Genomic DNA, 21174 nt, shown 5'->3' with positions numbered 1-21174 from the left:
CAGGCTCCTGCCAATAAAGGCGCCGCACTTCGATACGCCAAAAAACCCTAGTCGACGAAGCCTGTTCCCGCCACTGCTTTACGTCGGACTGCCATTGCCCCAGATGCCTGTAGCGGCAGTGCGCCGTACGTAGTCGCCAAAGTCGCGCGCCGGCCGTCCCAGCGCCCGCTGTACACCATCGGCCACGGGTGTGTTGCGTCCGTCCAGCACAGTCGTGAAGAGATACAACACCAGGTCGATCAACGCCGGGGGAAGCTGTTCCTGTTCCATTGCCTGTCGATAGGCGTCCCGAGGTACGGCCACGAATTCGATCTTGCGACCGGTGGCGCAAGCAATCTCGGTCACGGCCTGGGCAAAGGTCAACGCCCGAGGGCCGGTCAGTTCATAGAGCTGGTTGGTGTGTCCGGGTTGGGTCAGTGCCGCGACGGCACATTCGGCGATGTCTTCAGCATCGACAAAGGGCTCGGCGACCTGGCCGACGGGGAGTGCAAGCTCACCTTGCACAATGGGTTCAAGAAAGTGTGCCTCGCTGAAATTCTGGCAGAACCAACTGGCCCGCAGAATCGTCCAGTCAATCCCGCTGTCCTGTACGACGCGTTCGGCCTGTTGCGCTTCAACTTCGCCGCGCCCGGATAACAAGACCAGTTTGCGGACGCCGCTTTTCACCGCCAGGTCGGTGAACGCCTGGATGGTTTCAACGGCGCCTGGAACGGCGAGGTCCGGTTGAAAGGAAATGTAGACGCAATGAACGCCATCGATCTCGGCGTCCCAGGTCGATCGATCTTCCCAGTCGAAGGGTGGATTGGCATCGCGCGAACCCCGGCGAACGGGCAAGCCTGCAGCCTCGAGCCGTTGTGTGATGCGACGTCCGGTTTTGCCGGTGGCGCCGAGGACCAGCGTGATGGGTTGGGCCGTTTTCATCGCGTTCATCTCCATCGATTAATGTGAGTGATGCTCATGTTTAAAAGATGATAGATGCTCATGTTTCGCCGTCAACCCATCAGATCGAATTCCCCGACGTGCGGCATCTGTTGTTGGGCGTAGGGAATGGCGATGCTAAGGTGAGTACATGTCACGTTTTTGATCGGGAACTCACTCGTGCGCAAAAAAACCTCTGAAACCCTCGAACAGCCTGCTGCACAAGCGGTTCGACGCAATCCCACGCAACAGCGCAGCCGCGATCGTCAGGAGCGGATTCTGGCCATGGCCACTCAATTGATCGCGGACAAGGGCAGCGATCAACTCAAGATGAGTGAAATCGCCGAGCGCTCCGAGATCTCGATCGGTTCCCTTTATCAGTATTTCCCTGACAAGAGTTCCGTGATCCGTACGCTGGCTGAGCGCTATAACGCTGAAAGCCGTCGTTGCATTGCCGAGGCAATGGAGGCTGTCGAGGATGCCCGGGGTTTGCGCGCCGCCTATTCGCAGTTGCTCGATCTGTATTACGAGATCGTGATGACGACACCGGTGATGCGTGACATCTGGTCCGGCATGCAGGCCGACAAGCAGTTGTTGCAGCTGGAACTGGAGGAGAGCCGGGTTGCCGGAGCCCTGCTGGCCCAGGCGATGCTACGCGTGTATCCCGACTGCGACGAGCAACAGGTCGAGGAGTCCGCGTTTTTGATCTGGCACCTGGGTGAGGCGACCATGCGGTTGGCGGTCACTTGTGCACCCGTTGAGGGGCGATCACTGGTCGAGGCGTTCAAGCGCATGTCCCTGCGCGAGATCATGGAGCCCGCGCGCAGGGACATCGACTTGCCGTAAAAACCTGACGGCGACTTCATGCTCCCTAAACGAAGGGTTGGCCGCCAAAGCCACGGGGCAGTCGTTGCAGGCCGGCCATCGCGGTCAGCCGCTCGGTCCAGGTTGAACGCCAGTCATTGGCGGTGTGCACGGCTTTGGCTTTGCGTGCTGCGCGGCGGGCAGCGTTGCGCTCAGCCTTGCGGGCTTCTTTGTAGGCGTCGGTGTTTCGGCAGCTTCGGCATTTCACCCGGTTGAGTTCGCGGGTCGATACGAGGTTGTTGCCGTGGTGACCGCAGGCCAGGTGCCCGCTGACTTTGAAATGAGTGACCATTGGAACGTCTCCTTCGTGACGTGTGAGCGGTTGACTCCACGTGAGCGGGGACGTTCGATTGGTTTTGCGCAACAAAAAATCCCGGTTCCAGGCCGGGTTGTGAGAAGGGATGGAAATCCGGCAAGCAGCCAAGGGTGAGGAGACGTACGGTCACCGATCATGCTGCCCGAATAGGGCCTTTTCCCGCACCGCGAATCCGTGACGGATCATCTGAACCGGGGCAGAGGCCGGTCGACAGGCTTGAGAGACGACAGCGTGTGCCGGATCAGCGGCGTGTCCTTCTCAATGTCGTTCAGGCGATCACGAATTCTGAGGGCGGTGGGGTGTCCGCCTTGATGATCGACCCAGTCGGCGATTTCCTTGCAGGCTGCGGCCAGGCGAGCCTGACGGGAGTCCAGCAAGGTGAGCAGGGTGGTGATGGACTCTTTTTCGGACATGGGAGGCACCTCCGTTCAAGAAACCTGGGTGTGGCAACAAAAAGCCCGCCTGGGGCGAGCTTTCTGCCGAAAGGGTTACTGATCCTTCAACAATCTCAGTATAGACCCGTTAAAAAAATGGTGACGAGCCGTCAACTTTGTCGGGCTGTCACTTGTGATTGAGCGTTCAACTGATGGCAAACACGCACAGCGTCTTCTTCAATATCGTAGCCATCTCCGATGAAGCCTTGGGTGCGGGTATCGGCGATGCGGTACCAGACTGCGGCATCCGGTGGCAGGTGGTCATATTCACCCGCACGGCGACCATGGATGATGATCTTTTTGCAACGCTTCACGACGAAAATGTCTTCCATGGCGTCTCCGCAGCGGATACGTGTTCAGTTCAACTATAGAAGCCATTGGTGATCGTGCAAAAAATAGGCAGGTCAATTCGTCGATTCAGGCGCTGACCTCTGCCCGGTGCAGTCGTGCCTTCGGATTTACGCCAGCACCGCGACCGCTTTGATTTGTGCCCACAGTGGCTGGCCGGGGTGGATGTTCAGTTGATCACGGGAATAACGCGTGATCCGCGCAAGCAATGGCGTGCCGGCGGCGTCCAGGCGAATCAGCACGTGGGCGGCGTTGTCGGCGCTCATTTCGCTGACCACAGTGACCGGCAGGCGATTGAGAATGCTGCTTTGCCCGGTATTGTCCAGGCTCAGGCTCACATCCCGCGCCTGGACCTTGCAGCGCAGTGCCTGGCCCGCATCCAGTGGCGTATGAGGAACACGGATGTTGAGGGTGGTGTCGGGCAATTGCAGGCTCAGCAATTGATAGTCGGCGTCATAAGCGCTGACGCGACCTTCGATCACCACACCAGCGTCATCCCCCATTGCCAGCGGCAAGTCGAGGCGTGCCAGGGTCTGGCCGATCGGGCCGCTGGCCAGTGCCCTGCCGTTGCTGAGCAACACGATATGGTCGGCCAGCCGCGCGACTTCATCCTGGGAGTGGCTGACGTACAGCACCGGGATGTCGAGTTCGTCGTGCAGGCGTTGCAAGTAGGGCAGGATTTCACCTTTGCGTTGGGCATCCAGCGCCGCCAGAGGTTCGTCCATCAACAACAGTTTCGGGCTGGTGAGCAAGGCGCGGGCGATGCCGACGCGCTGTCGCTCACCGCCTGAAAGGTGTTGCGGGTGCCGGTCCAGCAAATGGCTGATGCCCAGCAACTCGGTGGCGTGGGCCATGTCGACGCGGCGTTGCGGCTTGGGGATGCGCTTGAGGCCGAATGCCAGGTTGGCCAGCACCGACAGATGAGGAAACAGGCTGGCTTCCTGGAACACGTAGCCCAGCGCGCGCTTGTGCGGCGCGACGAAGATCCGGTTGTCGCTGTCTTGCCAGATTTCATCGTTGACCTGGACAAAGCCTTGATCGGCCCGTTCCAGGCCGGCGATGCAGCGCAGGCAAGTGGTCTTGCCAGAGCCGGAGTGGCCATAAAGCGCAGTGACGCCACGGCCAGGCACCTGCAGATCGACGTCCAGGGCGAAGCCCGAATAACGTAGTTTCAGACGCATTTGAATCATCGGTCAGCTCCAGCCCGCTTTGGTTTTACGACTGGAATACAGCGCCAGCAGGACGACAAACGAGAACACCAGCATTGCTCCGGCCAGCCAATGGGCCTGGGCATACTCCATGGCTTCGACGTGATCGTAGATCTGCACCGAGACCACGCGGGTCTTCTCGGGAATGTTGCCGCCGATCATCAGCACCACGCCGAACTCGCCGACGGTGTGGGCAAAGCCGAGAATGGCCGCGGTAATGAAACCGGGGCGGGCCAGGGGCAATATCACGCTGAAAAAGGTATCCCAGGGATTGGCCCGCAAGGTCGCGGCCACTTCGAGCGGGCGCGTGCCAATCGAGGAAAAAGCGTTTTGCAGCGGCTGGACCACAAACGGCATCGAATACAGCACCGAACCGATGACCAGCCCCGCAAAACTGAACGTGAGGGTGCCAAGGCCCAGTGATTGGGTGAGCTGGCCAAGGTACCCGTGAGGGCCGAGGGCGAGCAACAGATAGAAACCAATCACCGTCGGTGGCAGCACCAGGGGCAGGGCGACAATCGCCCCGACCGGACCGCGCAACCAGGAGCGGGTGCGCGACAGCCATAACGCAATCGGAGTGCCGACAATCAGCAGGATGACGGTCGTCAGGGACGCCAGTTTCAGGGTCAGCCAGATGGCGGAAAAATCGGCACTCGATAGCGACATTTAGATTTCGTAACCGTAGGACTTGATGACAGCTGCCGCTTTCGGCCCCTTGAGGTAGTCAACCAGTGCCTTGGCGGCCGGGTTGTCCTTGCCCTTGTTGAGAATCACCGCGTCCTGCTTGATCGGGTCGTGCAGGCTGGCGGGAACGATCCAGGCCGAACCGCTGGTGATCTTGCCGTCCTTGTAGATCTGCGACAGGGCGACAAAACCCAACTCGGCGTTGCCGGTGGAGACGAACTGGTAGGCCTGGCTGATGTTCTGGCCTTCGACGATCTTGTCCTTGACCTTGTCGGTCAAACCTTCCCTGGCCAGTACCTGGGTCGCCGCCAAGCCATAAGGCGCGGCTTTGGGGTTGGCGATGGACAGGTGCTGGTATTCGTTCTTTTTCAGCACATCGCCCTTGGCATCGACGTAGCCTTCCTTGGCCGACCACAGCGCCAGCGTACCGACGGCGTAGGTGAAGCGCGAACCCTTGACGGAGTCGCCTTCGGCTTCAAGCTTTTTCGGGGTGCTGTCGTCTGCCGAGAGGAACACTTCGAACGGCGCGCCGTTTTTGATCTGGGTGTAGAACTGGCCGGTGGCGCCAAAGGAGGCGACCAGTTTATGCCCGGTGTCTTTTTCGAAATCAGCGGCGATGGCCTGGATGGGGGCGGTGAAGTTGGCGGCGACGGCCACCTGGACTTCGTCCGCCTGGGCTGAGCCGAAGGCGAATACGGCGAGAAGGCTCGCCAGGCAGGTCGGGGCAAAACGTGAGGCACGAATGGTCATGAAACGGCTCCGTTAAAGGCAATGGCGGCAGGTTAATCGTTATGTACAAAAATATATAGCGAATTGCCTTTAAACGGAATGTGTTGCCGCAAAATTGTATACAATTTTAATGAGAGTGATACTCAGGGACGACCTAGCAGTCTCGCTAATCCTTCTTCAGCCAGCTTTCTAGTCAGTGCCTCGGTGGTCAATTCGACCCCGAGGGTAAAGGCCTGCCCGGCCCACAGGTTGCTGAAGTCCGCTTCACCTTTGGCCCGCAACGGCATCAGCGCGCCACCGGCAAGGGGGAAGGCCGGGGCCTTGGCGCTCATGGGCCCCAGCTCACGCATCACCCGATTGAGGATGCCCCGGGCCGGGCGGCCGGTGAACACGTTGGTGACGGCCGTCTCGCTTTCCCGGGCGGTTCGCAAGGCTTTGTGATGGGAAGGGCTGACCTTGGCCTCTGGCGTGAACAGGTACGCCGTACCCACCTGCACCGCCGAAGCACCGAGCATGAAGGCCGCGGCGACGCCTCGTGCGTCAGCGATGCCGCCGGCGGCAATCACCGGCACCTTCACCGCATCGACGACTTGGGGCACCAGGGCGAAAGTCCCCACCTGACTGCTCAGGTCATCGCTGAGAAACATTCCGCGATGGCCCCCGGCTTCGTAGCCCATGGCAATGATTGCATCACAACCATGCTGTTCCAGCCACACGGCTTCTGCGACGGTGGTGGCCGAGGACAGCACCTTCGCGCCGGTGGCCTTGACCCGGTCGAGCAGGGATTTTTCCGGCAGGCCAAAGTGAAAACTCACCACTTCAGGGCGAAACGCTTCGACCACTTCGCAGGCCGCGTTATCGAACGGCGCCCGGTTGGACACCGGCGTCGGCGCATCGAAGTCGGCGCCGAGTTCCTGGTAGTAAGGTTGCAGCAGGTTTTTCCAGTCCTGCGCGCGTTGCTCATCCGGAGCCGGTGGCTGATGACAGAAGAAGTTGACGTTGATCGGGCGCCGGGTGTGTTGGCGGATGGTTTTGAGCTCTTCGCGCAGTTGATCCGTGCTGAGCATCGCCGCTGGCATCGAGCCCAGGCCGCCGGCATTGCAGGTTGCAATCACCATGGAAGAGTTTGTGGCACCGGCCATCGGCCCCTGAATGATCGGCAGTTCGATCCCGAGCAGGTCAAGAATGCGGGTATCTGGCCATTGGTTCATGTGCTGTGTTCTCCGACGTTGAATCCGGGTAGGGGCGGTAGAACAGGATTTGTAACGCAACGACTGGCGCAAGGCCAGTCGTCATTTCAGCAGGTGAGGCTTATGTGTTATTTCAATTGCACCACCCAGAGACTGATTCCATTGAGAGGCCGTAATGTTCAAAGGCATTTTGATCGACAAAGACGACAGCGGTTACCGGGCCACACTGCAAGAGATCCAGGACGATCAGTTACCCGAGGGCGATGTCACGGTGCGTGTGGCCTACAGCACGCTGAACTTCAAGGATGGCCTGGCGATTACCGGCAGCAGTCCGGTGGTGCGCAAATTCCCGATGGTGCCGGGGATCGACCTGGCCGGTGTCGTCGAAGTCAGCGGGCATCCGGACTACAAGGTCGGTGACCAGGTCCTGCTCAATGGCTGGGGCGTGGGTGAAGGGCATTGGGGTGGATTGGCGCAGAAGGCTCGCCTGAACGGTGACTGGCTGATAGCGCTGCCCAAGGCGTTTACCGCGGCCCAGGCGATGGCCATCGGTACGGCGGGCTACACGGCCATGCTGTGCATCCTGGCACTGGAGCACAACGGCGTGACGCCCGGGCAGGGCGACATTCTGGTGACTGGCGCCAACGGTGGCGTCGGCAGTTTTGCCATCGCCTTGCTGAGCAGGCTCGGCTACCGGGTGGTCGCGTCCACCGGACGGACCTCGGAGCACGACTACCTGAAGCAACTGGGCGCCAGCGAAATCATCGATCGCGCCACCTTGTCCGCGCCGGGCAAGCCGTTGGCCAAGGAGCGCTGGGCGGCCGTCATCGACTCGGTCGGCAGCCACACCCTGGCCAATGCGTGTGCCAGCACCCAGGCCAACGGCACCGTCGCGGCCTGCGGCCTGGCCCAGGGCATGGACTTTCCCGCATCCGTTGCGCCGTTCATCTTGCGCGGCGTGACCCTGGCTGGCATCAACAGCGTGACCCAGCCCAAAGCCAAGCGCGTGGAAGCCTGGAATCGCCTGGCCCGGGATCTGGACTTCAATCTGTTGCCGCTGATCAGTCACGAAATAGGCTTGAGCGAAGCCATCGAAGCCGCGCCACGCTTGCTTGCCGGGCAGTTGCGCGGGCGCGTGGTGGTGGATGTGAACCGCTGATCACTGCGATTCGCGCTGCAGCAATTGACGTTTGCGCTCGACACCCCAGCGATAGCCCGACAGATTGCCATCGCTGCGCACCACGCGATGGCAAGGGATCGCCACGGCCAGGCTGTTCGCGCCGCAGGCCTGGGCCACGGCGCGAACGGCTTTTGGTTGACCGATACGCTGGGCGACATCGGCGTAGCTGGCAGTGCTGCCCACGGGAATCTCTCGCAGCGCTTGCCAGACACGCTCCTGAAACGCCGTGCCGCGCACGTCCAGCGGCAAATCAAGGCCAATGGCCGGCGCCTCGATAAAGCCGACGACCCGGGCAATCAATTGCTCGAACTCATGATCGGCACCGATCAGGTTGGCGCGGCGGAATTTGTCTTGCAGATCACAGACCAGTTGGTGCGGATCATCGCCCAGGAGGATCGCACAAACCCCACGCTCACTCTGCGCCACCAGAATCGCGCCCAGCGAACACTGGCCGACGGCAAAACGAATGTCGTTGTTTTGACCGGCCGCGCGGTAGTCCCCGGGTTTCATTCCCAGCAGTTGGTCTGCCGCTTCATAAAACCGGCTGTTGGAGTTGAAGCCGGCGTCATACAGGGCATCGGTCACCGAGCCGCCGTGCGCCAGTCGCTCGCGTACCTTGCGTGAACGATGGGCATCGGCGTAGCCCTTGGGCGTCAGGCCGGTGACGGCTTTGAACACTCGATGGAAGTGGAAGCTGCTCAGGCCCGCCGCCTCGGCCAATTCGCCCAGGGCGGGCAGCGTTTGCGCGCTTTCGATCTGGCGGCACGCGGCGGCCACGGTGGCGGCATGTTGCGCGGCGAGTTCGCTCTGATCCTTCGTCGCGCGTTTACTCGGACGATAACCCGCGGCCCGGGCCTGTTCGGCGCTATCGAAGAATTCGACATTGTGTGGCTTGGGCAAGCGCGCGAGGCTGCTGGGGTTGCAGTAGATGCCTGTGGTCTTCACGGCATAGACAAACTGCCCGTCAGCCTTGGGATCGCGCGCAACCACGGCGGCCCAGCGCGGATCGTTTTCAGTGGCGATTTTGGTCGATCGGGTTGTCATGGCGTCACGTCCATTGAGGGGTTGCCTGCACATTAACCGTGGGGCAGTTGCCACACACTCCGGCGCTTGCGGTCAAATTCGAAGGCTTTATCCGGCGGTACGGAAGGTGAAGTTGATGCGTTGCTCGCCCAGTTTCGGATGATGGCCGTCCTTGATCGGCAACACGCCGTGATAACGCAGGCGATCCACGCCACCCCAGACCACGATGTCGCCATGGAACAGGGGAACGCGCTGACTTTTGTCGCTGCGTGCAAAACCGCCGAACAGGAATATCGCCGGCAAACCCAGGGATACTGAAACGATGGGGGCGGCGTAGGAATGTTCGTCCTTATCCTGATGCAATGACATTTTTGCCCCGGGGATGTAACGGTTGATCAGGCAGGAATCCGGCGCAAAACCGGTGAACCCTGCTGCCTGCGCCGCCGCTTGTGCCAGTTGGAAAAACACCTCAGGCATTATTGGCCAGGGCTTTGCGGTGTCTGGATCGAGGCGGGTGTACCGATAACCGCTGAGGTCAGTGGTCCAGCCGAATTGGCCACAACTGCTCAGGGCAACCGACATGGTGAAACCGCCGGGTGTGACCATCTGCCGAAACGGCGCGGCCGCCAGCACTTCTTCCAGGGCAGGCAGCAAACGCTCCAGCCAGGGCAGGGCGAAGCCTCTGAGTACGTAGGACTGTTCGCCGATCTGCTCGCGCCTGGGCTGTTGCTCGGGTTCTGCATCGGCAAACAGATCGAAAGTCTGCGGATTCATGGGGTCATGACGCATCGTGAAAGATGATTCCAAGGGTATGCCGTTTACCGCTGTGCAGGCGACTCACGCCGTGACGCAGGGTAACGCGGTAGTAACCGCGAGTGCCTTTGACCGGACGCTGGTTGACCGCAAAGATCAGCCCGTCGCCTTTCTTCAGATCGATGACCATCGGGCGTGACTGCATTCGCGGGCGCTGTTCAGTCAGGACAAATTCGCCGCCGGTGAAGTCTTGATCCGGGTCTGACAGCAGGATCGCCACTTGCAGCGGGAAAACGTGCTCACCGTACAGATCCTGATGCAAACAGTTGTAGTCCTGCGGACCATATTGCAGCAACAAGGGTGTCGGACGGTTCTGACCAGCGGCATGGCAACGTTCGAGGAAGGCTGGAAGGGTTTCAGGAAAACGCTCCGGCAAGCCCATCTGTTCATGCCAGCGATTGGCGATGGGCACCAGTCGTGGGTAGAGCGCGCTGCGCAAGCGGGCCACAAGTTCCGGTAAGGGGTAGTTGAAATACTTGTACTCGCCTCGGCCGAACCCGTGGCGAGCCATCACCACGTGGGAGCGAAACAGTTCGGTGCGAGGGTACCAGGCGCTGACCTGCCCGCAAGCCTTGTGACTCAGCAGTGACGGGATGACGGCGCAGCCGTCCTGATCAAGTTGCTGCTCCAGCCGGGGCCAGTCCAGCCTGTCCAGATATTGCTCGCTCATTGCCGGGCCTCTTGTTATGGAGGTGGTCAGTCTGCAAGGCAAAAATAAAGCTGGCACTCCGCTGCTTGCGGTCGAACTGCGAGCGGGAGCCGACGTCCATTGTCGCTCCGGATCGTGTTACAACGCTTTGCTGACGCTGATGTCGCTGATGACGTCGTCCTGTCCATGAATGGCATCCAGCGCCGCCTTGGCTTCTTCCTGGGTGCCGTTTTCAAGCTGGGCAAACTCGAAGCGGCGCTCACCGTTGAGTTTGTATTTGATGACGTACTTGGTCGTTTGGGCCACGGTTGTATCTGCCTGTCTTGTGTTTCGGGTTCGCTGATCAGCTCAGTTTCGTGCTGGAGCGGCGAATGATTTTGATCGAGTGCGTCAGGGTGGGTTTGCGCGTCACGCTGATAGCGCGGCGGTTGACGGTGTCGATCGTGATGTTCCAGAAACCGGTGCTCGGGGCTGTGATGCGGGCTGGAAACGTGTCGAATGCACCGCCGTGATAGGTGTGACGACCGCCATTCTTGAAGCTGCGGAAGTTGGCGTCGTTCATCAAGCGGATGTTGCACATTTGGGAGCATTGAATGACGACGATGTCGTCTTCATTGAGGTGCTCGCGCTGATGGATAAATTTCATGAGGCGCCTCCAGAAGGGCTTTTTCTACAAAATCAAAACGATAGCATGGGCGATAGGCGCAGTTTATCAGCCCGAACGCCTTATTATCCGACCGCTTCGACAATAAAAAACGCTTATTTCACATTTGATGAGCGATAAAGCAGTTTGTCTCGGAGAAAAATCGCAGTTGCGCTGTCCGAGGGGCTTTAATGGAGGTTTGGTATGAAGTGGGGTTTGTGGTTGTTGCCGATGGCATTGACGATCAGTGGTTGCGCGAACGTCTCGGACATCAACGAGTCCTTGCCGACGATGAACGTGATTTCTGGCAAGAAGCCCCATGAATACGCGCAATGCCTGAGCGAAAAACTGGCCGATAGCCGAGGCGCCTTGCAGATCCAGTCGCACAAGGATGGCTTGCGCGTGATCGTGCCGCTCAAGTTTTCCGTGGGGCCGTCTGCCGTGTTTGACATCGAAGAACGCTCCGGCGGCAGCAGCATCAAGCTGCACGAGAGCATGTCCAATGTCCCGGTGCGGCCAAAGGATGTACAGAAGGCTGCCAACGAGTGCATTTCCGGCTGATAGACTATCGACCATCAGCACCGATGCCGCCAAAGCCCTGCTTTGGCGGCATCGTTATTTCTGGAGTCGAACATGAAGCGAGAGCAGGTCCGGGAGCGGCATGCAGAGGGTTTAATCTCTGCCACCCATGTGATTCAGAATCCGGCGGAGCTGGGGGAATGGATCGTGTTTTTCAAGAAAAGCGCCGGGCGCAGCTATTTCCTGGTGGATGACAATGATGAAGTCGAGTCCTTCAGCCGCCTTGATGATCTGATCGATACCGTGCGCGGGCTTGGAATCAAATTCGCCGAAATCCATATGTAGGGCGCGGCGCGTTACCTGCAGATCACCACGACGTTGCGGCTCTTGTAGTTACCGACGTCGGCGCCGAGGGTCTTTTCGCTCTCCTTGAGCGAGGGGGTGCCATCGGTTCCGACAATCTTGTAGCCGGTGCCCGCGCAGGACGCATCGGCCTTTTCGTAACAGGCAGCCCAGGAGTTGGCTTCCCCGGAGCAGTCAATCGATAGACCTTGCTCTCCGTTGGCCAGGTAGGTTTGTTCCGACGTTGCGCAGCCGCTCAGGGCCAATACCGTCAGCAAAGGCAAAACTTTATTCATGGCTTGATCATCGTCAGGGGGGTGGGCTAAGGCTGAGACAGCGCCGGATTCAAAAGGTTATAGCCAAAGGCCACTTCTTTTTCGGTATTCATAAAAAAGCCCTGCGCCATGGCAGGGCTTTTCGCATCGGGCGTCGATCAGCTCTTGTCTTTGCCGCGTCGCTTGGGTTCCGGGTGCTCAAGTTCCAGCACCGAGGCCACTTCGGTTGCCAGGGCTTCGGAAGGGAAAGGCCCGGCGATATTTTCACCGGCGACACTGGCCACCCACCATTGGCCGTCTTTCTCCTGATTGATCAGGAATCCGTTGACGCTTTTTACTGCCGACATCTACTTGCCTCGTTGTCTGGTTCAATCGCGCCATGATACCGCCAAACGCACGCAGCAGGTGCCATTGGGGGGATGGCGGGATGTCAGTTGCGGCAGAAAGCGTGCAATTGTGCGAATCTCTGCTATGCATAAGAGTTTGCCCGGTAACCTGCACACCCGCGCAGGGAACTATCGGCAAGAATATTTCTCTATGTTGGCATCGGTTAGCCAGCGCGGGGCATTGTAAGGTGCACGCCGCCTGATTAGACTGCGCCGAAACTCGTACACACAGCCGTTACAAGGACTTATATGATCAAGAAATGCTTGTTCCCAGCAGCCGGTTACGGTACTCGCTTCCTGCCAGCGACTAAAGCCATGCCCAAGGAAATGCTGCCGGTGGTAAACAAGCCACTGATCCAGTACGGCGTCGAAGAGGCATTGGATGCCGGCTTGAACGAGATCTCCATCGTCACCGGTCGCGGCAAGCGCGCCCTGGAAGACCATTTCGACATCAGCTACGAGCTGGAAAACCAGATCAAGGGCACCGACAAGGAGAAATACCTGGTCGGCATCCGCCGCCTGCTGGATGAGTGCTCGTTCTCCTACACCCGTCAGACCGAAATGAAAGGTCTGGGCCACGCGATCCTGACCGGTCGCCCACTGATCGGTGACGAGCCGTTCGCCGTGGTGTTGGCGGATGACCTGTGCGTCAACCTTGAAGGTGACGGCGTACTGAAGCAGATGGTCAAGCTGTACAAGCAGTATCGCTGCACCATCGTCGCGATCATGGAAGTAGACCCGCAAGAAACCAGCAAATACGGTGTGATTGCAGGCGACCTGATCGGTGACGACCTGTACCGGGTGCGCAACATGGTCGAGAAGCCAAAGCCGGAAGATGCCCCGTCGAACCTGGCGATCATCGGTCGTTACATCATGACGCCGGACATCTTCAGCCTGATCGAACAAACCGAGCCAGGCAAAGGCGGCGAGATCCAGATCACTGACGCCCTGATGAAACAGGCGCAGGATGGTTGCGTGATTGCCTACAAGTTCAAGGGCAAGCGCTTCGACTGCGGTGGCGCCGAAGGCTACATCGACGCGACCAACTTCTGCTTCGAGAACTTCTACAAGACGGGCAAGGCGTACTGATCGCTTTCGACCTGACTGTATTGAAAAGCCACCTTCGGGTGGCTTTTTCATTTTCAGGCCCCATATCGACTGCAGCGCTTGCCCAACAAATGTCTGCGGGTATGCTGGTCACCTGCCGAGGAGATTGAAAATGGCCTACGATTTTGACCTTTATGTGATTGGCGCCGGTTCCGGTGGTGTGCGGGCTGCGCGGTTTGCCGCCGGGTTCGGTGCGAAAGTGGCCGTGGCCGAAAGCCGCTACCTGGGCGGGACCTGTGTGAACGTCGGCTGCGTGCCGAAAAAGTTGCTGGTCTACGGTGCGCACTTTGCCGAAGACTTCGAGCAGGCTTCCGGTTTTGGCTGGGGCCTGGATGAGGCGCAGTTCGACTGGCCGACGTTGATCGCCAACAAGGACCGCGAGATCAATCGCCTCAATGGCATTTATCGCAACCTGCTGGTCAACAGCGGCGTGACCTTGCATGAGGGTCACGCGAAGATCGTCGATCCGCATCAGGTCGAGATCAATGGCGAGCGTTTTACCGCCAGGAGCATCCTGATCGCCACCGGCGGCTGGCCGCAGATTCCGGAGATTCCGGGGCATGAGCATGCCATCAGTTCCAACCAGGCGTTCTTCCTCAAGGAGCTGCCCAAGCGGGTGCTGGTGGTGGGCGGTGGCTACATTGCGGTCGAGTTCGCCGGGATCTTCCACGGCTTGGGTGCCAAGACCACGCTGCTGTATCGCGGCGAACTGTTCCTGCGCGGCTTCGATGGTTCCGTGCGCAAGCATTTGCAGGAAGAGTTGACCAAGCGCGGCATGGACCTGCAGTTCAACGCGGACATCGAGCGAATCGACAAGCTGGCCGATGGCAGCCTGAAAGTCACGCTCAAGGATGGTCGCCAGCTGGAAGCCGATTGCGTGTTCTACGCCACGGGTCGTCGTCCGATGCTGGACAATCTGGGGCTGGAAAACACCGGGGTGAAACTCGACAGGAAAGGCTTTGTCGAGGTCGATGAGCTGTATCAAACTTCCGAGCCGTCGATCCTGGCGCTGGGCGATGTGATCGGTCGTGTTCAGCTGACGCCGGTGGCCCTGGCTGAAGGCATGGCGGTGGCGCGACGCCTGTTCAAGCCTGAGCAGTATCGTCCGGTGGATTACAAGATGATCCCGACGGCGGTGTTCAGCCTGCCGAACATCGGCACCGTCGGTTTGACCGAGGAAGAAGCTCGCGAAGCCGGTCACGAGGTGCAGATCTTCGAAAGCCGCTTCCGGCCGATGAAGCTGACCCTGACCGAATGCCAGGAGCGCACGCTGATGAAACTGGTGGTGGACGCCAACACCGACAAGGTCCTGGGTTGCCACATGGTCGGCCCGGAAGCCGGTGAAATCGTCCAGGGTCTGGCGATTGCCTTGAAGGCCGGCGCCACCAAGCGCGACTTCGACGAAACCATCGGGGTGCACCCGACGGCCGCCGAAGAGTTCGTCACCATGCGTACGCCGGTCGCCGGTTAAGCGTCCTTCGCTGCGTCTGCCGCTGCCGCAAGGGTCGCGGCCAGACGTACGCGTTCTTCCAGATCCGTCCGGGTCTTGGCCAGATCCATTTCCAGTGATCTGTTGAGCTGTGACTGCTCGTCGACGTTCTGCTTGAGTGCCTGGCTTTCCAGCAGGGCGACGCGCAGGCGTTCCTGGAGGAGGGTGCGCTCACCGTCGACGCGGGTGGCCTGTTCCAGCAACTGATCCTGACGGGTATTGCTTTGCTTGAGCTGTTCTTGCAGCAGGCTCAGTTCGCGTAGCGTGCCGCGGTTTTCGGTCAGCAAGCGTTCGTTGTCGCGGTGCAACTGGGTGATTTCATCCTGGCGTACCAGTGCGCTTTGTTGCGCCTGACGCAGTTCCATCTGTATCTGTTGCACCTGACCTTCGTGGCGACTCATTTCCTGTTCGCGCTGTTCCTTGACCGCATTGCGGTAGTGCTCCAGTGCGTCGCGAGTGTGCAGGTGTTTTTCTTCAAGGGAGCGGATCTGCTCGTCCTTGTCTTTCAAGCGCAATTCGAAATCGGCCAGCGCCTGATTCAACCCGGCGTTGCGGGTTTGCTCCGTTTGCAGCATGGCTCGGGTTTCTTGCAGGGCCTCGGATTCCTGAGTCAGCGCCAGGCTTTGAAACTCGTATTGCTGGTGCAGTTCGCTATTGTCCTCTTGCGCTTCGCCGAGCTGGTTTTCCAGCGCCTTGCGTTGTTCTTCGTACTGCGCGCGCGCCTGGTCGATGGGCTCTTGCGCCTGCTCCTTGAGTCTTTGCGCGAGCCGCGCCACTAGCGCCATCAGTTCGTCGTCGATCGGTTCTGTTGGCGCCTCGACAGGTTCGACCCGGTCATCGAGTTCCTTGAGGTAGCGATGAATCGTGGTTTTCGAGCCGGTATTGCCCATTTCGATGCGTACGGCATCGATGCTGGGGTTTTCGCCGCGGGCGAGGATCGCCAACCGAGCGGCTTGAACCACCGCTTTATTTACACCGCCGCGTGCCATGAGATCTCCCGGGTTTTGATGATGTGGTACGTACCACGTAAAACCACATTGTACCATTCAATAAAAAAAGTTAAATGCTGAATGTAACTAACACGGGATATACTGGTATTACCCCGTGTGATCACGGTTTCGAGGTATTCCTCGCGCTGTTTCCGTACACAAACCCTGTAGGAGCGAGCTTGCTCGCGAAACACCCGAGAACGCCGCCGGGGCACCTGCCAGCCAGCGTTATCGTTGACGACCATCGCGAGCGAGCTCGCTCCTACAGTGTTTTGTGTTTTTCGCGCCAGCGGCCGATACCCCTTGTAGGAGCGAGCGTGCTCGCGAAAAAACCGAGAACGCCGCGGGGCACGTGGCAGCCAGCGTTATCGTTGACGATCATCGCGAGCGAGCTCGCTCCTACAGCGTTTTGTGTTTTTCGCGCCAGCGGCCGATGCCCCTTGTGGGAGCGAGCTTGCTCGCGAAAAGCCCGAGAACGCCGCGGGGCACGTGGCAGCCAGCGTTATCGTTGACGACCATCGCGAGCGAGCTCGCTCCTACAGTCGGTTAAAACAGGTTCATTTCCTATGAGCGATATGGATCGCTATCTGCAAGCAGCGACTCGCGACAACACCCGTCGCAGCTATCGGGCGGCCATCGAGCACTTCGAAGTCACGTGGGGCGGTTTTCTGCCGGCAACCGGCGACAGCGTGGCGCGCTACCTGGTGGCCCATGCCGGCGTGTTGTCGATCAACACGCTGAAACTGCGTTTGTCGGCATTGGCGCAGTGGCACAACAGCCAGGGCTTTGCCGATCCCACCAAGGCGCCGGTGGTGCGCAAGGTTTTCAAGGGCATTCGCGCGCTGCACCCGGCCCAGGAAAAACAGGCGGAACCCTTGCAGCTTCAGCACCTGGAACAGGTGGTCAGTTGTCTGGAGCAAGAAGTGCAGACCGCCAGTGCCACAGGCGACCGACCGGGTTTGCTGCGGGCAAGGCGCGACATGGCCCTGATCCTGTTGGGCTTCTGGCGTGGCTTTCGCAGTGATGAGTTGTGCCGGCTTCAGGTGGAACACGTGCAGGCCAGCGCCGGTTCCGGCATCAGTCTCTATCTGCCGCGTAGCAAGAGTGATCGCGATAACCTTGGCAAGACCTATCAGACACCGGCCTTGCAACGCTTGTGTCCGGTGCAGGCTTATATCGACTGGATTACCGAGGCGGCACTGGTGCGTGGGCCGGTGTTCCGTGGCATCGACCGCTGGGGGCATCTGGGCGAGGAGGGCTTGCACGCCAACAGCGTGATTCCGTTACTGCGTCAGGCGTTGGCGCGAGCAGGTATCGCCGGCGAGCTTTACACCAGTCATTCCTTGCGTCGCGGCTTTGCCACCTGGGCGCATCAAAGTGGCTGGGATCTGAAGTCGCTGATGAGCTATGTGGGCTGGAAGGACATGAAGTCGGCCATGCGCTACATCGAAGCCAGTCCGTTTCTCGGCATGGCGCGTATCACGGAAAAGCCCGTCTCACCCTAGATACCGTTTTCTTCTATTAATACAGCTGGCTAATAGCGAAAGCCAATCAGCGGCATCAGGTTTGCCAATGAGCCTTCCGTTCGTCGAGTGAGTAAAGTTCTTTCCATCAACTTCTTAACCCCCTGACGGAGAGTCAACGATGCCTATCATCAACAGCCAAGTTAAACCGTTCAAAGCTGACGCATTCAAAAATGGCGACTTCGTAAAAGTCTCGGACGCAGACCTGAAAGGCAAGTGGTCTGTGGTGTTCTTCTACCCGGCCGACTTCACCTTCGTCTGCCCGACCGAGCTGGAGGACCTGGCTGACAACTACGACGCATTCCAGAAACTGGGCGTCGAGATCTACAGCGTTTCCACCGACACTCATTTCGCCCACGCTGCCTGGCACAACACTTCGCCAGCCATCGGCAAGATCCAGTACACCATGATCGGCGACCCGACCCACGCCATCTCCCGCAACTTCGACGTACTGATCGAAGAAGCAGGCCTGGCTGACCGTGGCACCTTCGTGATCAACCCTGAAGGCCAGATCAAGATCGTTGAACTCAACGACGGCGGTGTAGGCCGTGACGCTTCCGAGTTGCTGCGCAAGATCAAGGCTGCCCAGTACGTCGCAGCTCACCCAGGTCAGGTTTGCCCAGCCAAGTGGAAAGAAGGCGAGGCCACTCTGGCGCCGTCCCTGGACCTGGTCGGCAAGATCTAAGTCAGTGATCGCACCATCAGGGCGGAACTCCGCACCTACTCGGTAAGCTGCACCGCCCAATAAAAACGCCCGGGCGAGATTCGCTCGGGCGTTTTTTTATGCCTGCTCTAAATGAATCAGTCAAAAGGAAATCGCCCGTATGTTGGACGCCAATCTTAAAGCCCAGTTGAAATCGTACCTGGAACGGGTCACCCAGCCGATCGAGATCGTTGCCTCCCTCGACGACGGTGCGAAATCCCAGGAAATGCTTGAATTGCTGAAAGACGTTGCCAGTCTTTCCAGCCAGATTACTTTGCTCGACAACGGTGACGATGCACGCAAGCCATCGTTCTCGATCAATCGCCCGGGTGCCGATATCAGCCTGCGTTTCGCTGGCATTCCGATGGGCCACGAATTCACTTCGCTGGTGCTGGCCTTGCTGCAAGTCGGCGGCCACCCTTCGAAGGCCAGTGTCGATGTGATCGAACAGATCCGCTCGCTCAAAGGCGAGTTCAACTTCGAGACTTACTTCTCGCTGTCCTGCCAGAACTGCCCGGACGTGGTCCAGGCGCTGAACCTGATGGCGGTACTGAACCCGAACATTCGCCACGTCGCCATCGACGGCGCGCTGTTCCAGGCTGAAGTCGATGAGCGCCAGATCATGGCGGTCCCCAGCATCTACCTTAACGGTGTGAACTTCGGCCAGGGCCGCATGGGCCTGGAAGAAATCCTCGCCAAGATCGACACCAGCGGCATCGAACGCCAGGCCGAGAAGATCAGCGCCAAAGAAGCCTTTGACGTGCTGGTGGTCGGCGGTGGCCCGGCCGGTGCTTCGGCGGCAATCTACGCGGCCCGTAAAGGCATTCGCACCGGTGTCGCGGCCGAACGTTTTGGTGGGCAAGTGCTGGACACCATGGCCATTGAGAACTTTATCTCGGTGCAGGAAACCGAAGGCCCGAAACTGGCCGTGGCCCTGGAAGAACACGTCAAGCAGTACGACGTGGACATAATGAACCTGCAGCGTGCCGACAAACTGGTACCCGGCAAGAATGGCGAGCTGCACCAGATTCACTTCGCCAGCGGCGCATCGTTGAAGGCCAGGACCGTGATTCTGGCGACCGGTGCCCGGTGGCGTGAAATGAACGTTCCCGGTGAGCAGCAATACCGCAACAAGGGCGTGGCGTACTGCCCGCATTGCGACGGCCCGCTGTTCAAGGGCAAGCGCGTGGCGGTGATTGGCGGCGGCAACTCCGGCGTCGAAGCGGCCATCGACCTGGCCGGTATCGTGTCCCATGTCACGCTGCTGGAGTTCGATGTGCAGTTGCGAGCCGATGCGGTATTGCAGCGCAAGTTGCACAGCCTGCCGAACGTTACCGTGATCACCAGTGCGCAAACCACTGAAGTCAGCGGTGACGGCCAGAAGGTCAACGGCCTGCGCTACAAGGATCGTCAGAGCGATGAGTTGCGCAGTGTGGAACTGGAAGGGATCTTCGTGCAGATCGGTCTGTTGCCCAACACCGATTGGCTCAAAGGCACCATCGAATTGTCGCCCCGTGGCGAGATCATCGTCGACGCTCGCGGTGAAACGTCGGTACCGGGTGTGTTCGCTGCCGGCGACGTGACCACGGTGCCGTACAAGCAGATCGTGATCGCGGTGGGCGAGGGCGCCAAGGCTTCCCTGAGTGCTTTCGATCACTTGATCCGGACCTCGGCTCCGGCATAAATCGGACGCTGAAAACAAAAAACCTTGTAGGAGCGAGCTCGCTCGCGATGGTCGTCAACGATAACGCTGGCTGGCAGGTGCCCCGCGGTGTTCTCGGGTTTATCGCGAGCAAGCTCGCTCCTACAAAGGGGTATCGGCGCCGGCGCTGCAAATATACAACCCTGTAGGAGCGAGCTCGCTCGCGATGGTCGTCAACGATAACGCTGGTTGGCAGGTGCCCCGCGGTGTTCTCGGGTTTTTCGCGAGCAAGCTCGCTCCTACAAGGGGTATCGGCGCCGGCGCTGCAAATACACAACCTTGTAGGAGCGAGCTCGCTCGCGATGGTCGTCAACGATAACGCTGGTTGGCAGGTGCCCCGCGGTGTTCTCGGGTTTTTCGCGAGCAAGCTCGCTCCTACAAAGGGGTATCGGCGCCGGCTCTGAAAACACAAAACCCCATGATTGATCATGGGGTTTTGTGTTTCACACATTCCAAATGTGGGATCTGTTATGCGGGTTACAGCGGTGCTGGCTGAATGATCTCGACCCAATAGGCGTCCGGATCCTTGATGAACGCCAGGCTCTTCATGCGGCCATCGCTCAAGCGTTTCTGGAAATCGCAGCCCAGTGCTTCAAAGCGCTCGCAGGCGGCGACGATGTCCGGCACCGAGATGCAGATGTGGCCAAAACCGCGCGGGTCGGTGTTGCCATTGTGGTAGGCGAAATCCGCATCGTTCTCGGTGCCGTGGTTGTGGGTCAGCTCCAGGATGCCTGGGATCGATTTCATCCACTCGGTGCGCGCGGCGGCGTCGGCCGGGATCTGGTTCTTGTCCACCAGCGCCAGGAAATACAGGCTGAACTCGGCTTCCGGGAAATCGCGTTTTTCCACCAGGGTAAAACCCAGGACGCGTGTGTAGAAATCCAGGGACTTGGTGATGTCCTTGACCCGCAGCATGGTGTGGTTGAAGACAAATTTCTGTGTAGCGGCGTCCGGTTGGGCGGTGACGCCGGGGAAGGTGTTCAATTCGTGCAGGCTCATGGGCCCTCCGGGAAATATGTGGGCTAACGAATGGCGACAATGATACGCAAGGGTTCGGACATCACCAAACCCAAACAGTCGGCTATTGCCTGACAGCCGGCCTGGGCCCAGACTTTACGGCTTGAACCTTGAGTGCCCATT

At 59.4% G+C, this 21174-nt stretch carries 26 protein-coding genes; 9 read left to right on the top strand and 17 right to left on the bottom strand.

The genetic code is table 11. The features are described 5' to 3' along the window. Positions 1-78: 78 nt before the first annotated feature. Entirely contained in the window at positions 79-921 is an 843-nt protein-coding gene (locus KGA98_RS14835) for an NAD(P)H-binding protein (RefSeq protein WP_223502680.1), read from the bottom strand. A 177-nt stretch (positions 922-1098) separates the two neighbouring features. Here KGA98_RS14835 and KGA98_RS14830 point away from each other — a divergent pair, with 177 nt between their 5' ends. Beyond that, the gene (locus tag KGA98_RS14830) at positions 1099-1764 is read left to right on the top strand and encodes a TetR/AcrR family transcriptional regulator (RefSeq protein ID WP_223502679.1); all 666 of its coding nucleotides are present in this window, start codon (positions 1099-1101) and stop codon (positions 1762-1764) included. A 25-nt stretch (positions 1765-1789) separates the two neighbouring features. On the opposite strand, the gene KGA98_RS14825 is transcribed toward KGA98_RS14830, so the two are convergent. The 7 genes from KGA98_RS14825 to KGA98_RS14795 all read right to left on the bottom strand — a co-directional run bounded on the left by KGA98_RS14825 (position 1790) and on the right by KGA98_RS14795 (position 6712). Next, on the bottom strand, positions 1790-2074 hold the full coding sequence (locus KGA98_RS14825; protein WP_223502678.1) for a hypothetical protein: 285 nt from the start codon (positions 2072-2074) through the stop codon (positions 1790-1792). Positions 2075-2280: 206 nt separating this feature from the next. After that, positions 2281-2511 carry a hypothetical protein gene (locus KGA98_RS14820; RefSeq protein ID WP_057714650.1) on the bottom strand — a complete coding sequence of 77 codons (231 nt, stop codon included), beginning with the start codon at positions 2509-2511 and terminating at the stop codon, positions 2281-2283. Between the two features lie 131 nt (positions 2512-2642). Continuing rightward, positions 2643-2864, bottom strand: coding sequence for a hypothetical protein (locus KGA98_RS14815; protein WP_223502677.1), 222 nt, complete (start codon positions 2862-2864; stop codon positions 2643-2645). Positions 2865-2990: 126 nt separating this feature from the next. Then, positions 2991-4070, bottom strand: a complete 1080-nt coding sequence (gene modC, locus KGA98_RS14810; RefSeq protein ID WP_223502676.1) for a molybdenum ABC transporter ATP-binding protein — start codon at positions 4068-4070, stop codon at positions 2991-2993. Between the two features lie 3 nt (positions 4071-4073). Then, entirely contained in the window at positions 4074-4754 is a 681-nt protein-coding gene (gene modB / locus KGA98_RS14805) for a molybdate ABC transporter permease subunit (RefSeq protein ID WP_057714653.1), read from the bottom strand. After that, entirely contained in the window at positions 4755-5522 is a 768-nt protein-coding gene (modA, locus tag KGA98_RS14800; RefSeq protein ID WP_150814103.1) for a molybdate ABC transporter substrate-binding protein, read from the bottom strand. Between the two features lie 122 nt (positions 5523-5644). Next, positions 5645-6712: an NAD(P)H-dependent flavin oxidoreductase gene (locus KGA98_RS14795; RefSeq protein WP_223502675.1), complete on the bottom strand. Its 1068-nt coding sequence runs from the start codon at positions 6710-6712 to the stop codon at positions 5645-5647. Positions 6713-6866: 154 nt separating this feature from the next. Between KGA98_RS14795 and KGA98_RS14790 the strand changes: the two genes are divergently transcribed. Continuing rightward, entirely contained in the window at positions 6867-7850 is a 984-nt protein-coding gene (locus KGA98_RS14790) for an MDR family oxidoreductase (protein WP_223502674.1), read from the top strand. Here the strand turns inward: KGA98_RS14790 and ada are convergent, their stop codons facing one another. The 5 genes from ada to KGA98_RS14765 form a co-directional block, all read right to left on the bottom strand. Beyond that, a complete protein-coding gene (gene ada, locus KGA98_RS14785) occupies positions 7851-8915 on the bottom strand; it encodes a bifunctional DNA-binding transcriptional regulator/O6-methylguanine-DNA methyltransferase Ada (RefSeq protein WP_223502673.1) in 1065 nt (354 codons plus the stop codon). A gap of 87 nt (positions 8916-9002) precedes the next feature. Beyond that, positions 9003-9683 (bottom strand): DNA oxidative demethylase AlkB, encoded by a 681-nt coding sequence (gene alkB / locus KGA98_RS14780; RefSeq protein ID WP_223502672.1) that lies wholly within the window; start codon positions 9681-9683, stop codon positions 9003-9005. Then, positions 9673-10377 (bottom strand): 2OG-Fe(II) oxygenase, encoded by a 705-nt coding sequence (locus tag KGA98_RS14775; protein ID WP_102670439.1) that lies wholly within the window; start codon positions 10375-10377, stop codon positions 9673-9675. Before KGA98_RS14775 ends, alkB begins: the two co-directional genes overlap by 11 nt. A 117-nt stretch (positions 10378-10494) precedes the next feature. Further along, entirely contained in the window at positions 10495-10662 is a 168-nt protein-coding gene (locus KGA98_RS14770) for a hypothetical protein (RefSeq protein WP_090455470.1), read from the bottom strand. Positions 10663-10699: 37 nt separating this feature from the next. Next, positions 10700-11002, bottom strand: coding sequence for a DUF1883 domain-containing protein (locus KGA98_RS14765; RefSeq protein WP_007912251.1), 303 nt, complete (start codon positions 11000-11002; stop codon positions 10700-10702). Positions 11003-11203: 201 nt separating this feature from the next. Here KGA98_RS14765 and KGA98_RS14760 point away from each other — a divergent pair, with 201 nt between their 5' ends. Further along, the gene (locus KGA98_RS14760; RefSeq protein WP_057714660.1) at positions 11204-11560 is read left to right on the top strand and encodes a hypothetical protein; all 357 of its coding nucleotides are present in this window, start codon (positions 11204-11206) and stop codon (positions 11558-11560) included. Between the two features lie 72 nt (positions 11561-11632). Beyond that, complete coding sequence (locus KGA98_RS14755; protein WP_008053025.1) at positions 11633-11863, top strand: hypothetical protein; 231 nt, start codon at positions 11633-11635, stop codon at positions 11861-11863. 11 nt (positions 11864-11874) lie between these two features. Here KGA98_RS14755 and KGA98_RS14750 read toward each other — a convergent pair whose 3' ends face one another. Continuing rightward, a complete protein-coding gene (locus tag KGA98_RS14750; RefSeq protein WP_057714661.1) occupies positions 11875-12156 on the bottom strand; it encodes a hypothetical protein in 282 nt (93 codons plus the stop codon). 137 nt (positions 12157-12293) lie between these two features. Further along, the gene (locus KGA98_RS14745; protein WP_223502671.1) at positions 12294-12482 is read right to left on the bottom strand and encodes a hypothetical protein; all 189 of its coding nucleotides are present in this window, start codon (positions 12480-12482) and stop codon (positions 12294-12296) included. 288 nt (positions 12483-12770) lie between these two features. Here KGA98_RS14745 and galU point away from each other — a divergent pair, with 288 nt between their 5' ends. Both galU and gorA read left to right on the top strand, forming a co-directional pair. Beyond that, complete coding sequence (galU, locus tag KGA98_RS14740) at positions 12771-13610, top strand: UTP--glucose-1-phosphate uridylyltransferase GalU (RefSeq protein ID WP_007975949.1); 840 nt, start codon at positions 12771-12773, stop codon at positions 13608-13610. Positions 13611-13740: 130 nt separating this feature from the next. Next, the gene (gene gorA, locus KGA98_RS14735; RefSeq protein ID WP_223502670.1) at positions 13741-15099 is read left to right on the top strand and encodes a glutathione-disulfide reductase; all 1359 of its coding nucleotides are present in this window, start codon (positions 13741-13743) and stop codon (positions 15097-15099) included. Here the strand turns inward: gorA and KGA98_RS14730 are convergent. Further along, a complete protein-coding gene (locus tag KGA98_RS14730; RefSeq protein ID WP_057714663.1) occupies positions 15096-16106 on the bottom strand; it encodes a DNA-binding protein in 1011 nt (336 codons plus the stop codon). The two genes, gorA and KGA98_RS14730, sit on opposite strands and share 4 nt — an antisense overlap. 566 nt (positions 16107-16672) lie before the next feature. Between KGA98_RS14730 and KGA98_RS14725 the strand changes: the two genes are divergently transcribed. The 3 genes from KGA98_RS14725 (at position 16673) to ahpF (ending at position 20016) form a co-directional block, all read left to right on the top strand. After that, a complete protein-coding gene (locus KGA98_RS14725; protein ID WP_223502669.1) occupies positions 16673-17611 on the top strand; it encodes a site-specific integrase in 939 nt (312 codons plus the stop codon). Positions 17612-17750: 139 nt separating this feature from the next. Continuing rightward, positions 17751-18314, top strand: a complete 564-nt coding sequence (ahpC, locus tag KGA98_RS14720; protein WP_007975937.1) for an alkyl hydroperoxide reductase subunit C — start codon at positions 17751-17753, stop codon at positions 18312-18314. 139 nt (positions 18315-18453) lie between these two features. Continuing rightward, positions 18454-20016, top strand: coding sequence for an alkyl hydroperoxide reductase subunit F (gene ahpF, locus KGA98_RS14715; protein WP_223502668.1), 1563 nt, complete (start codon positions 18454-18456; stop codon positions 20014-20016). Between the two features lie 495 nt (positions 20017-20511). Here ahpF and gloA read toward each other — a convergent pair whose 3' ends face one another. Continuing rightward, the gene (gene gloA / locus KGA98_RS14710) at positions 20512-21033 is read right to left on the bottom strand and encodes a lactoylglutathione lyase (protein ID WP_223502667.1); all 522 of its coding nucleotides are present in this window, start codon (positions 21031-21033) and stop codon (positions 20512-20514) included. Positions 21034-21174: the final 141 nt, after the last annotated feature.

Origin of the sequence: Pseudomonas sp. BF-R-24, from assembly GCF_019947335.1 — a bacterium.
GTDB classification, from domain to species: domain Bacteria; phylum Pseudomonadota; class Gammaproteobacteria; order Pseudomonadales; family Pseudomonadaceae; genus Aquipseudomonas; species Aquipseudomonas jessenii.
The sequence above is the reverse complement of the archived record's forward strand: the minus strand, read 5'-3'. Positions and strand labels throughout refer to the sequence as shown.